The sequence below is a fragment of the Haloferax sp. Atlit-48N genome (genome assembly GCF_003383015.2).
Taxonomy (GTDB): domain Archaea; phylum Halobacteriota; class Halobacteria; order Halobacteriales; family Haloferacaceae; genus Haloferax; species Haloferax volcanii.
In genome coordinates, this window is record NZ_CP137691.1 from 159,977 (window position 1) to 173,605 (window position 13,629).

A 13,629-nucleotide genomic window follows, 5' to 3' on the forward strand; every position below is an offset into this window, starting at 1 on the left:
AGCTGTGGTTGCGGTTCTTGTTGTCTGAATGACTGATGTCTCATGCCGTGAAACACCGTCTCAGCCAATGACTATACTTGCGGTTGAATTCGTACTGAATATATGAATAAAACCGCATTACGGGCGACCGTGGACCGCGATCGACGCAACCGAAGGTTGGACGGAGTAAGTGTCTGATGGGTGCGAGGGTCAGTCGGTGGCTACTCGTGGTAATAACACTCCTCGTCGTTTCCTTGGGTGTCGGTGTCACCGCCTTTTCGGGGGTGGCAGCCGCCGATATGCCGGACACATCGCAGTGTAGCGCCGTTTCATGGACCAATCAGACCATCTCGGGGCAAACGTACTACGAGGTCGATACGCTGGACAAACTCCAGTGTATCGATGACAAGGGACTGGGGAATAACTACGTTCTAACCCGAGATATCAACGCGAGCGAGACATCGACGTGGGACAGCAACAATGGGTTTGACCCGATCGGGGACAAAAACAACGAGTTTACGGGCACCTTCGATGGCGACGACCACACGATTTCCGGCCTGACTATCAACCGAGGAAGGACATACTCCGTTGGCCTGTTTAGTGAGGTTGCGTCGGGAGGAACGATCACCAACATCGGTCTCGAGGGTGGATCCGTCACCGGCGCGAGAAGAACCGGACAGCTCGCCGGGTATAACGATGGGACCGTCGAGAACTCTCACGTCACTGGTGAGGTTACCGGGACTTATCGAGTTGGCGGCCTAGTCGGCCGTAACGATGGGACGGTTCGTCGCTCCTACGCGATTGGAGAACCGACTCGTGGAAGCGATTGGTTTGGCGGACTGGTCGGTTTCAACCAGGGGACGGTCAATCGCTCCTTCGCTGCAAGAGCCGTCGACGGAGGGGGAGGCAGCACGTCTGCTGGCGGACTGGTCGGCGTCTCCACGGGAACGATAGCGGATTCCTACGCTACTGGCACGGTTACTGCGAGCTGGTACGCCGGTGGAGTACTCGGGTCGTTCCAAGCGGACCCTGGAGGAACGGTTCAGCGTTCGTACGCCACTGGGTCTCTCAGTATCGACGACGAGACGCAGGGGATTGGTGGCCTCGTCGGTGGCTCCGCTGTTGAACCGACTACCGTGGAGCAGGCTTACTGGGACGTAGGAACGACGAACGAGGACAGTGTGAGTACGGGAGATGGGTGGGAGCCGATAACCTTCACCGACGTCAGCGGCTTCGGAGCGACGGCCGACACCGCTCCCGCTCCCGAGATGCAGGGGGCGAGTGCGGAGACGAACATGACCGGTCTCGACTTCACCAACACGTGGGGAATGGTCGAACGCGAGGATACGGACGCGGCGATGGACGGTTATCCGATACTGCGGGGAATCGACCGGACGGAACAGCTTCAAGCGCAGGGTATTGCAAAGCCAGTCGTCGAGTCTATTACCCGGAATGACCCAGACGTTCAGGCAACCACCGCCGAACGCGTGAACCTCACCGTGACATTCTCGGAGCCGGTCACCGGCGTGGACGCTGACGATTTCACGCTTGCAACGACTGGTACTGCGACAACAGCCAATGGAGACGACGACATCTCGGTTACCGGTGCTGACAGCCGGTACATCGTCACCGTCGACACCGTCTCGGGCACGGGCGACCTCGGAGTCGACCTCGTCGACGACGACAGTATTACCGACGCCGACGGTAACGCGCTGGTCGAATCCGGAGCAGCCGGGAGTACCGACGGGAGCTATACGGGCGGCGAGTCGTTCACCGTCGACAACACAGGGCCGACGTTCACCACTAGTGAGAACTGGGCCGTCGCGGAAAACACCGTCATTGTAGCCGACGTGAACGCTACCGACGGAAACGGCAACGATACCAACATCACCTACTCGCTTGTCGGTGGGGTAGATCGATCAGCATTCAGCACCAACGCAACCACCGGCACCCTCTCGTTCGACAGCGCACCGGACTTCGAGAACGCGACCGATGCCGACGGGGACAACGAGTACGTGGTCGACGTGCAGGCGGCTGATGAGTTCGGCATCAACACCACCGAGACAATCACCGTTACCGTGATCGATGCTGCCGAACCCCGGATCGCACCCGACAACAGCTCACAAACAACTCGCGAGGACACCGTGCTTTCCATCGCCGACGGCGAGAGCGTCAACCTCATACAACTAGGGACCGCTACCAGCGCTGGCGACTCACTGACGGCGGTCAACGGCACGATGTTCAGCGGCGGTAGAGTCCTCACCCTCGGCTCGGGGGCGAACCTCACCGTCTATGGGAACGGAAGTTGGACGTACGACCCGAACGGGCAGTTCGAGTCCCTTGAGGATGGGGAAAATACGACAGACAACTTTACCTACACTGTTTCGGATGTCGACGGTGATACTGCACGTGGGACGATTACGGTAACGATCATCGGCGTTGACGAACCAACGCCCCATGATTTGGGGTCATCTTCGTCGTCCAGTAATGATCCCGAAGTTCGTGTAACCGCCGGAGATAAGGGAGAGGGTACGTGGCGCGTCGACGTCTCGGACCCCTCGACTGACGAACCAGTCGAGATCCTACTCAGCGACACCAGTTCTGACGATACCGAACGCAATCTGTCACTCACCGGCCTGCAGATGAATATCGACGACGATTCGGATTTCGAACTCGACATCACGACCAGTGACGCCGGAAGTGGCGAAACCGAGCCGTCGTTTACCTCTGGGACGGAAGCGCAGTCGATGGGGACGATTACCGTCGACCATACGATTGCCGACGAGGATATCGAAGACGTGATATTCACCGTTAGTCTCCGCAAGTCACAGTTCGCCGACTCGGGCCTCAATTCCGACTCCGTCGCGCTTTACCGCGCCGAGACGACTCAGTGGAATCGACTACCAACCACTATCGTTGAGGAGACTGATGCGCGGTATACGCTGGAAGCCACATCGCCAGGACTGTCGACGTTCGTAATCGGATCGACTCCAGTTGCAAACACGACCGACACGACAATCACAACTGACGAGTCAGCCGCGACAACCGAATCGGACATAACGGACACGATAGACACAACTGACGAGCCAGCCACGACGGCTAGTGACTCACCGGGATTCGGCGTTGTACTTACAGTAATCGCTATGTTGGTTGGTACATTCGTCGTTCGACGAGCTAGGTGCCGGTCGAAACAGGAGTCTGACTCACCGTGAGGCCGGTGGTTTGTTGTTCCTAACTTAGGTTGTGGACTCAATCTGAGCCAGGGCACTGTCTAGTTAACCTCCTGAGCTGGCGTTCTTCCGTCGAGCGACTGATGCGGTCGCTGAAAATTACAGTAATGGATGAAAACTGCAAGCCATTGGCGGACGCTCAGCCGACTTCCACCCATGAATTGTGGAAACGGTCAACTCTCATTTTGAATGTGTGAAACCATTTTTCAATCAGGTTTCGGTCTGTGTAATCAACCCGACTGTTCAACCCTAATCGAGAGCAGGAAGTCTGATATCCGAAGGAATCAGCCAGAAACACCGCCTCTGAACCGTCGTGTTTCTTACAGACTCCGTGGAGAAACGCAACCGCCGGATCGGTTCCATGACGCTTGAACAGCGCAACGTCAAGCATCACTTTTATGTCGAAGTATATTGCAGCGTACAACCAAGACCACTCACCGTTGATTTTGATAGCAGTCTCGTCGACCGCAACCCGCTTCGGTTTCGCCTCAGGCGGGTTGTGATAACTGTCAGCAAGCCGATGTACTCACTGCCAAACAGCTTGGAGAGAGCGCTCAATGCCGAGATATCGAAGAATCTATTTTGTCTTTCTGAGTGAACAACCAGTCGTGTGGAGCTGGACGGCGAGCGCCCTGACGAGTATCGCCGTCCGCTCACGCTCCCACGTTTCTTCTAAATCTGTCGCAAAGTACTCACTGAGCAGGTCTGCGGGCTTCATCCCAAACATACTCAACGACCTGCTCGTGCCTCAAACTGGCTTAACTAGACTTCCTGTTGATTGAGTATCTGAATAAGTCATATAATTCACACATCTCCATTCATTCTACGATATACAGTAGTTTCATTCAATCTCTCTAAAATTAGTGGCTCACAAAACTGAACACTCTTATGACTCTCTTGGCGGTAAGTAGAGTTGTGGCCCACACGGGTAGACCCTCTTCTTGACTGGCGACCTAATGACCGTTCGCTCCACGCCTCGTAACAGTTGATGAGGTGGTCCTCAATTACACATGTAATTCTGTAATTTATAACGTTACAGCGGTGCGTCTGTCATGTATGGACGATCTACGAGTCGCACACCGACTCAAAGCGACACCGCCCTCGTGATTGTACGTTCCATTTTTGATATGAACATCCAGTTGAGGGTCCTCCCACCCAGTCGTCGGGGCGACTGTCTGGTGCCGGGGCTGAGACCGTGCGCTTACCACCTCCGATCGAGGTATGAACAAATGATACAGTCACTAATCCTTATCGTATCGCTACTGTGCGGCATGAGACGGATGTCTTGACCGTCGGTGAAGACACGTAATGACACAGGCACGACAGTAATGGGTGTCCCAACGTAGTATTCGGATATAGTGAACACAATTCGAAGGGGACGAGTCGTCCACTAATGCTCCGTGTGGGGTGCGAACTCGCTCGGTGGTCGAAGCTGCTATCGGACGAAGAGAGAACAGAAGTAGGCGTTGAGCGGCCGCGAGGCACGGAGCGCCGCGACTCAGACCGACTCGCGGAGCGCCTTCCGAATCTGGTTAGCGGAACTGATGATGAGTCCGGGCACGTCCTGTTGGAAACGCTTTCCGGACATGCTCTCCGAGGAACTCAACACGAATATCGACCCGACCCGACCGTCCTCGGGGTCGACGACGCCAGCGGCGAGACCGCGGAGGTCGGTCTGCCACTCCTCGCGGTCCGACAAGAGGCCGCGAGTCTCCGCGGTGTCGAGTTCCTTACGGAGTGCGGCCGCGCTCGTAATCGTCTGGTCCGTGTGGCGGTCAAGTGACGTCGCATCGACGGCGTCGCGGCGGTCGTCCGCCGGGAGTTGTGCGAGCATCGCCTTCCCCGGGGCCGTGCAGTAGAGTGGGACCGTCTGTCCTTCGGTCACGGGCGGGGCCTCAACGTTCTGGCCGGTCCGCTCGTAGATGCAGACGCCCCGTCCGCGCTCGAATACGGTGAGGCCCGCGGCGAGTCCCGAAATCCGCGCGAGTCGGTCGACCTCCGACTTCCCGACCCCGTAGAAGGGGGCTTCGGACCGGACCGAACAGCCGAGTTCGAAAAACCGAAGACTGCGTCGATACCGTTGGTTCTCCTTGACGACGAACCCCAGTTGTCGGAGCGTTTCGAGATGGTTGTGCACCGAACTCTTCGAGAGGCCGACCTCCGTCTCGACCTCGGTCAGGTTGGCGTCGCCGAGTTTCGAGAGCGCGTCCAGCACGCGCCCGCTCGTCGTCGTCGCCTTCACCGGTGGGTCTCCGCGCTCGTTCATGGCCAAACGAAGAACGGAGTTTACCATAAAAGTATTCACTATCGCCGAATCGGCCGCGTCGGTGGTTCACCACTCGGCGACGCTCCCGTCCTCATGGTACCATATCGGGCTCTGCCAGTCGACGCGGGACTGCGCGTGCTCGCGGACGGCCTCCTCATCTATCTTCACGCCGAGGCCGGGGGCGTCGGGAGCGGAGACGAAGCCGTCGTCGAACCCGAAGACGGCGGGGTCGTCGAGGTACCCGAGGAGGTCGTTCCCGTCGGCGCGGTGGATTTCGAGGTTCTGCGCCTGTGCGATGGCGTTCGGGAGCACCATATCGAGGTGGAGACAGGAGGCGAACGAAATCGGCCCCAGCGGGCAGTGAAGCGAGACGAGCACATCTTTCGCCTCGGCCGCCGTGGCTATCTTGCGGACCTCCGAGATACCCCCGGCGTGGGACGGGGAGGGCTGAAGCACGTCGATGGCGTCGAGTTCCAGCGTCCGCTCGAAGTCCCAGCGGGAGTACAGGCGTTCGCCGGTCGCGAGAGGGACCTTGGTTCGGTTCTCGATGCGCGGTAGAGAGCGCGCGTGTTCAGGAAGGACAGGCTCCTCGTAGAACATCGGATCGAGCGGGTCGAGTTCGTCGGCGACCCATTTCGCCATCCCGGTCGTGATGCGCCCACGGAAGTCGACGACGATGTCCACGTCGTCCCCGACCTCGGATCGGACGGCTTCGAGGCGCTCGCGGACCCGGGCCACCGCGGCCGGGGAGTCGATGCGGTCTAACTGCGAGACGGCGGAGAGCTTCAGGCAGTCGTAGCCGCGGTCGACCTCCTCGGCCGCGGCGCGCGCGATGGCCTCGGGCGTCTCGCCGCCGACCCACTGGTAGACCCGAATCCGGTCGCGGGCCTTTCCGCCGAGGAGGTCGTAGACGGGTGCGCCGTAGTGTTTCCCCTTGATGTCCCACAGCGCTTGGTCGATACCGCCGATAGCGCTCATGAGAATCGGGCCGCCGCGGAAGTGCCGCCCGCGGTACATAGCCTGCCAGTGGCGCTCGATTTCGAGGGGGTCAGTCCCGAGGAGGTAGTTGTCGACCATCTCCTCGACGGCGGCCTTCGTCGTCTTCGCGTAGCCCTCCACGATTGGCTCCCCCCAGCCGCAGACGCCCGCGTCGGTTTCGAGCTTGAGGAAGACCCACCGGGGCGGGACTTCGAACAGTTCGTACCCGGTTATTTCCATGGGCGAACCGACGATCCGCGGTCGTAAAGTAGTTTGTCCGACTGCGGCGGCCCGCCCGCGACGAACGCCGAGAAAAACACGGGTCGCGTCGGACCGTCGCTGTTGCAACCCCTAGAATTATCACCCCCCATCTGGATAGAACAATCATGACGGTGAACGAGCCTCAGCGTCTAGTCAGTACGCTCGGCAAGCGCATGCTGGCAGACGGCCTCACGAAAGGAACCGGCGGAAACATCAGCGTCAGGGCGGACGACGGAACTGTCGCCATCAGCCCCTCGGGGATGCCCTACGAAGAAATCGAACCCGAAGACGTACCGATACTCGACATCGACGGAGAACGAGTCGCCGGCGACCGCAAGCCATCGAGCGAGTTCCGGATGCACACGGACGTGCTCCGCCAGCGCGAGGACGTGGGCGCGGTGGTCCACAACCACTCCCCGTACGCCAGCACTTTCGCCAGTATCGACGAACCAGTCGGCCCCTCGCACTACCTCATCGCGTTCATCGGCGACGAGATTCCCGTGGCGAGTTACGAAACCTACGGGACCGCCGAACTCGCCGACGTGGCGGTGGAGACGTTGGGCGACGACTACAACGCCTGTCTCCTCGAAAACCACGGCGTCCTCGCTACCGGTGCGACCGCCGAGGAGGCGTACGAGGTGGCGCTCATGGTCGAGTACTGTGCCCGCATCCACTACCAGGCGCGCAGCGTCGGCGAGCCCTCGCTGCTCCCCGACGAGGAAATCGACACTCTCCTCGACCGCTTCGCCGACTACGGGCAGACGCAGTCGGCCGACGAGGACGGGCCGGACCCGACCGGGGAGAATCGCGTCCCCGCCGACCGACTATCCGACCTCGCGTCGCACCGCTCGGCGGTCAGCGAGTTCGGCCGTGAGATGCTCCATCAGGGACTGACCGAGGGGACCGGCGGAAACATCAGCGCGCAGGCCGACGACCTCGTCGCCATCAGTCCCTCGGGGATGCCCTACGACGAGATCGAATCCGAGGACGTGCCCGTCGTCACGCTGGACGGCGAGTGGGTCGCCGGCGACCGCAAGCCGTCGAGCGAGGTCCGTATGCATACCGGCATCCTCCGCGAGCGCGAGGACGCGGGCGCGGTGGTCCACAATCACTCCCCGTACGCCAGCACCTTCGCGAGCCTCGGCGAGCCGATTCCGGCCTCGCACTACCTCATCGCCTTTGCCGGCGACGAGATTCCCGTCGCGGGGTACGAGACTTATGGGACGCAGGGACTGGCCGACCTCGCTCTGGAGGCACTGGGCGACGACTACAACGCCTGTCTCCTCGAAAACCACGGCGTCGTCGCCGTCGGCGACTCCGTCGCGGAGGCGTACGAGGTGGCGCTCATGGTCGAGTACTGCGCCCGCATCCACTACCAGGCGCTCAACATCGGCGAGCCCTCGCTACTCCCCGACGAGGAAATCGATACCCTCCTCGACCGCTTCGCCGACTACGGACAGGACCACTAAACGGGCCGTCCTCGGAGCGACCGTCGAGTCGGCACACCGGCGAATCGCCGGTCACGGCTCGGAGCATCGCCGAATCGAGACCCGTGTCACGGAAGGCGCGTGAGCGGTGCCGCCGCCGCGTCCGACCCGCGACCGCGGAAAATTCGGTGAGCACAACAATTATTACGTCGCTACCCATGGTTTTTCATAATTATATGAGCTACTCAGTCGTCGTTATCGGCGGTGGAGCCACCGGTACGGGGACCGCCCGCGACCTCGCGATGCGCGGCTTCGACGTGACGCTCGTGGAGCGGGGGAATCTCACAGAGGGGACGACCGGGCGCACCCACGGCCACCTCCACAGCGGGGCCCGCTACGCGGTGTCGGACAAAGAGAGCGCCGTCGACTGCATGCGGGAAAACCGGGTGCTCCACCGCATCGCGGGCCACTGTATCGAGGACACCGGCGGGCTGTTCGTCCAGTTGGAGGGCGACTCCGACGACTACTTCGAACGGAAGTTGGCCGGGTGTGCGGAGTGCGACATCCCGACCGAGGTCATCTCGGGCGAGGAGGCGAGACGGCGCGAACCCTACCTCACCGACGCGGTCGAGCGTGCCATATGGGTTCCCGACGGCGCGGTCGACCCGTTCCGCCTCTGCGTGGCGAACGCCGCGAGCGCCGTCGAACACGGCGCGCGCATCGAGACGCACGCGGAAGTCGTCGACCTTGTCGTCGAGGGCGGACGGGTGGCCGGCGTCGAAGTCAAGCGACAGGGGCCGAACCACCACAGCGAGGGCGCGGCGGGCGACACCGAGACGTTCGAGGCGGACTACGTTGTCAGTGCGACCGGCGCGTGGGCGGGACAGTTGGCGGCGATGGCCGGCGTCGACCTCGAAATGGCGATTTCGAAGGGCGCGATGGTCGTCACCAACGTCCGGCAGTTGGACACGGTCATCAACCGCTGTCTCCCGAAGGGCGAGGGCGATACCATCATCCCCCACGAGACGACGGTCCTGCTCGGCGCAAACGACGACCCGGTTGACGACCCAGACGACTACCCCGAAGAGCAGTGGGAAGTGGACATGATGATTGACATCGCCTCCGAGATGGTTCCGGTGGTCGCCGACGCCCGCATGATACGCGCCTACTGGGGCGTCAGACCGCTGTACGACCCGAACCCGAAGTCGACGACCGACCCCGGCGACGTGACGCGGAACTACTTCGTGCTCGACCACGCCGAGCGCGACGGAGTCGCGGGGTTCGCCTCCGTCGTCGGCGGCAAGCTCACCACCTACCGAGAGATGGCGGAGTCCGTCAGCGACCACGTCTGCGAGGTACTGGGCGTCGAGGAACCCTGCCGGACGGACGAGGTTCCGCTCCCCGGGAGCGCCGACCCCTCGGCGCTCGACGAGTACATGGACGAGTTCGACCTGCGCTCGCCCATCGCCCGCAGAAGCGGTCAGCGACTCGGCGACAGGGCTCCCGAGGTGCTCGACATCGACGAGCCGAACCCGACGCTCTGCGAGTGCGAGGCCGTCACCCGCGCAGAGGTCAGAGACGCCATCGACCAGGTCGGCGCGGACCTCAACGGGGTCCGCCTCCGAACCCGTGCGTCGATGGGGAACTGTCAGGGCGGCTTCTGTAGCCATCGGCTGGGAGCCGAACTCTATCCCGACCACGGAGCCGAGGTCGCCCGCGACGCCGTCGACGAACTGTATCAGGAGCGCTGGAAGGGTCAGCGTCACGCCCTCTGGGGCGAACAGCTCTCGCAGGCTATGCTCAACGCCATGCTTCACGCGACGACGATGAATCACGACGCGAATCACGTCGCCGGCGACGAGAACATCGAGTACCGCGCCTTCGACGGGGGACGGACCGAAGTTCCGGAGGGCAGCCATGGCGATTGAGAGCGACGTGCTCGTCGTCGGCGGCGGACTCGCCGGGATGGCAAGCGCGGTCGCGGCCGCCCGCGAGGGCGTGACGGTCAGATTGGTCTCCCACAAGAAGACGACGCTTCGACAGGCGTCGGGGCTGGTCGACGCCCTCGGCTACGTGCCGTCGCGGGACTCGGCGGCAGAGGGGGCGGATTACGTCACCCAAGGGCGCGCAGACTTCCGAGCGGTGCGGTCGAACCGGGACGCGTACCAGGGACCGCTCGTCAGACCGACCGACGGATTCGACGACCTCCCGGCGGACCACCCCTACTCGCTCGTCGGCGAGTCCGCCCTGCGGGACGGCCTCGCGCTGTTTGACGACCTCACTGGTGACGCGTATCACGGCGGCCACACGGACCGTAACGCGCTCCTGCCGACGTTCGGCGGCGCGGTGAAGCCGACCGCACGATACCCGCGCGCCGCGGCCGAAGGGCTGGCGAGCGACGACCGACCGATGCTCGTCGTTGGCTTCCGGTCGTTCACGGACTTCGACGCCCGCATGCTCGCGGACTCGCTTGAGGCCGCGGGCGTCCCATTTCCCGTCGCCGGCGTCGAAATCGAGTTCGCCGAGGAGTTCCGGGCGGACGCACCGGTGACGCGAATCGCGAAGGCGCTGGACCACGACGAGCGCCTCGACGGGACTCCGGTGAGGCGGGCGCTCGTGGACGCCGTGAAGCCGTACGTCGACCGCGCGGAGCGCGTGGGCTTTCCGGCCGTGCTTGGCGACGACCGCGCCGACGCGGTTCGGGCGGCGCTCTCGGAGCGACTCGGCGTCGACGTGTTCGAGATTCCGATGGGGCCGCCGAGCCTCCCCGGCCTCCGGCTGGAGGACCGTCTCTACGACGCGCTCGACGCCGAGGGCGTCCTGTACGAGACCGGGAACCCCGTCGTCGGCTACGAGACCGATGGCGAGTCGGGGCACGTCGATGCGGTGCTCGTTGACCGGAAAGGCCGAGAGGTGCCGTACGCGGCCGACTCGTTCGTCCTCGCGACTGGCGGCCTCGTCGGCAAGGGCCTCGACTCCGACCGGACGGCGGTCAGAGAGCCCGTGTTCGACTGCCGCGTCCCCCAACCGTCGGACCGCTACGACTGGTTCGTTGACGACGCGTTCGGGGCGCATCCCTACGCTCGCTTCGGCGTCGAACCGGACGCTAAGATGCGGCCGCTCGCCGCCGACGGAACACCGGAGTTCGAGAACCTCTTCGCCGCCGGCGCGGTGGTCGGCGGCGCGGACGCCGCCCGGGAGAAGTCCGCTGCGGGCGTCTCTCTCGCAACGGGTGTTGTCGCGGGACGCAACGCCGCGAAGGAACTCGGAGACTGACGGCGAGACGGCCGGCGACACGGACGACCGAACGACAACAGACACGACCCACACACGAGACTATGACAGCGAGCGACGACAGAGACCGAACGACCGAATCGAATCGGACGAACAGCCACGACCAGACGATTGAGAGAGACAGGACGACCAGCGGGGGAAAACAGCGACGAACCGACGGGGAACGACGAGTCACTGACGGCGGGGTCGCGGCCGCGTCAGCCTCCGAGAGTGCCGAGTACGATACCGGCTCGGAACTGACCGACGTGTTCGAGGAGGGCGACCTCGACCTCCGAGCGGGCGCGGACGACTGCTACAAATGCACTGCCTGCGACACGTCCTGCCCGGTCGCTGAGGTGGACGAGGAGTTCCCCGGACCGAAGTTCCAAGGGCCGGAGCAGTGGCGACTCAAGCGCAAAGATGACGCCGACATCGACGACTCCGTCATGTCGTGTTCGAACTGCATGCGCTGTGACTCGGCGTGCCCGTCGAGCGTCCCGCTCAGCCAGATGCACAACGAGGCCCGCGGCGAGTACGTGAGTGAACAGATGAGCACGCTCTCGCGGGAGTACGTCCGCAACCGCATCCTCGCCAACTACCGGACCTCGGCCGCGGTCGCGTCGGCGGTTCCGCGACTCGCGAACTTCGCCATGAACTTCGGCCCGGCGCGCTGGGCGATGGAGAAACTGCTGGGCGTCACCGCCGAACGCGACTTCCCCGAGTTCGCGTCGCAGACGTTCCGGGAGTGGTGGCGCGAACGCGGCGGGGCGTGGGTGGAGAACCCCGAAAAGCGGGTCGCCTACTTCCACGGCTGTTACGCCAACTACAACACGCCGGAGGTGGCGAAGGCGATGGTCCGCGTCTTCGAGCAGTTCGGTTACGAGGTCCTCGTCCCGCCGCAGGGGTGCTCGGGGACGCCGATGTTCGCGAACGGCATGCTCGACGACGCGCGACGACACGCCGAGACGAACGTCGAACACCTCACGGCCGCGCTGGCGGACGGCGCGGACGTCATCGCCTCGTGTACCTCCTGTTCGCTGTCGCTCCGGCAGGAGTATCCCGAGCTGTTCGACATCGACGGTATCGAGGACGTCTCGGACAACACGTTCGAGGCGCTGGAGTACCTCCGCATCCACGAGGACCTGCGGGGCGCGCTGGCCGACGCCGAACTCGACGGGGAGTCGTTCGGCTACCACGGACCGTGCCACGCTCGCAATCAGGGGCTCCACCGGCAGGTCGTCGAACTGTTCCGCGACGTCGACGGCGTCGAAATAGAGGACGTGGGTGACTCCTGTTCCGGCATCTCGGGGACCTACGGCTGGAAGGAAGAGAAGTACGACAAGTCGATGAAAATCGGCGAGGAGATGTTCGACCACATGCGCCACGCCGAGGGCGACGCGGGCATCACCGAGTGTCCCACCTGCGCGATGCAGATGGAACACGGCACGGGCTACGAGATACGCCACCCGCTCGAACTGCTCGAAGACGCGCTCGTCGAGTGACGGCCGGGGGAGAACTCCGACGAAAAATGACCGGATTTATGTGTCCGCGTACGGGCATTACGCATGCATGGTGGAAGCAATCCCGCTAGACGTAGCAACGCAGTTGATCGAAGCGGCCGAGACCCGGGCCGACGAGATCGAGAACCCCATGGTCGTCACGGTCGCCAATAGCGAGGGGAACCTCATCGCGCAGCACCGGATGGACGGCGCGTGGCTCGCCTCCGTCAACATCTCACGTAACAAGGCCTACACGTCCGCCGCTCTCGACATGCCGACGCACGAACTCGCCGAGGCGTCCGAGCCGGGGAACTCGCTGTACGGGCTGGACACGCGAGACGACGGCCGGATGGTCGTCTTCGGCGGCGGCTACCCGCTCGAACGCGACGGCGAAGTCGTCGGCGCTATCGGCGTCTCCGGCGGCGCTGTCACGCAGGACCGCGACGTCGCCGAGGCCGGTGTCGAGCGCTGGACCAAACTCGTCGAAGCGGACGCGGTTCCGAGCGACGACTGAGCCGTTCCGAGGAAACGCGAGCGACTGACGACTGACCGCGGGAGCGACCGGACTCGGAGGTCGACGACGCCGGCGGCGAGACCGCGACCGGTCCGAGCCGTGACCGCGGTTCGAGAACGCTCACGCAGGCACCCACGGGGCGTCTGTCCCGCCTCGCTTTTCGCAACCGCCGCGGCGTCGGTCACCGCCCACATGTCGATAT

At 63.2% G+C, this 13,629-nt stretch carries 8 protein-coding genes and 1 pseudogene; 6 read left to right on the forward strand and 3 right to left on the reverse strand.

Going from position 1 to position 13,629, the window contains the following annotated elements:
• Window positions 1-176 precede the first annotated feature (176 nt).
• Window positions 177-3,191, forward strand: a complete 3,015-nt coding sequence (locus tag DEQ67_RS16255; protein WP_115803477.1) for a GLUG motif-containing protein — start codon at window positions 177-179, stop codon at window positions 3,189-3,191.
• Between the two features lie 59 nt (window positions 3,192-3,250).
• On the opposite strand, the pseudogene DEQ67_RS16260 reads toward DEQ67_RS16255, so the two are convergent.
• The 3 genes and pseudogenes from DEQ67_RS16260 to dgoD all read right to left on the reverse strand — a co-directional run bounded on the left by DEQ67_RS16260 (window position 3,251) and on the right by dgoD (window position 6,693).
• Window positions 3,251-3,927: pseudogene (locus tag DEQ67_RS16260) on the reverse strand (IS6 family transposase).
• 780 nt (window positions 3,928-4,707) lie between these two features.
• Complete coding sequence (locus tag DEQ67_RS16265; RefSeq protein ID WP_004043181.1) at window positions 4,708-5,475, reverse strand: IclR family transcriptional regulator; 768 nt, start codon at window positions 5,473-5,475, stop codon at window positions 4,708-4,710.
• A gap of 66 nt (window positions 5,476-5,541) precedes the next feature.
• A complete protein-coding gene (dgoD, locus tag DEQ67_RS16270) occupies window positions 5,542-6,693 on the reverse strand; it encodes a galactonate dehydratase (protein ID WP_115803478.1) in 1,152 nt (383 codons plus the stop codon).
• 146 nt (window positions 6,694-6,839) lie between these two features.
• On the opposite strand from dgoD, the gene DEQ67_RS16275 reads away from it, so the two are divergent.
• The 5 genes from DEQ67_RS16275 to DEQ67_RS16295 all read left to right on the forward strand — a co-directional run bounded on the left by DEQ67_RS16275 (window position 6,840) and on the right by DEQ67_RS16295 (window position 13,427).
• Window positions 6,840-8,183, forward strand: a complete 1,344-nt coding sequence (locus DEQ67_RS16275; RefSeq protein WP_115803479.1) for a class II aldolase/adducin family protein — start codon at window positions 6,840-6,842, stop codon at window positions 8,181-8,183.
• Window positions 8,184-8,377: 194 nt separating this feature from the next.
• Window positions 8,378-10,069, forward strand: coding sequence for an anaerobic glycerol-3-phosphate dehydrogenase subunit GlpA (gene glpA, locus DEQ67_RS16280; RefSeq protein ID WP_115891651.1), 1,692 nt, complete (start codon window positions 8,378-8,380; stop codon window positions 10,067-10,069).
• A complete protein-coding gene (gene glpB, locus DEQ67_RS16285) occupies window positions 10,059-11,417 on the forward strand; it encodes a glycerol-3-phosphate dehydrogenase subunit GlpB (RefSeq protein ID WP_004043185.1) in 1,359 nt (452 codons plus the stop codon). Before glpA ends, glpB begins: the two co-directional genes overlap by 11 nt.
• A 62-nt stretch (window positions 11,418-11,479) precedes the next feature.
• On the forward strand, window positions 11,480-12,916 hold the full coding sequence (locus DEQ67_RS16290; protein ID WP_115803482.1) for an anaerobic glycerol-3-phosphate dehydrogenase subunit C: 1,437 nt from the start codon (window positions 11,480-11,482) through the stop codon (window positions 12,914-12,916).
• 67 nt (window positions 12,917-12,983) lie between these two features.
• Entirely contained in the window at window positions 12,984-13,427 is a 444-nt protein-coding gene (locus tag DEQ67_RS16295) for a GlcG/HbpS family heme-binding protein (RefSeq protein WP_013035085.1), read from the forward strand.
• The last annotated feature ends 202 nt before the right edge of the window (window positions 13,428-13,629 follow it).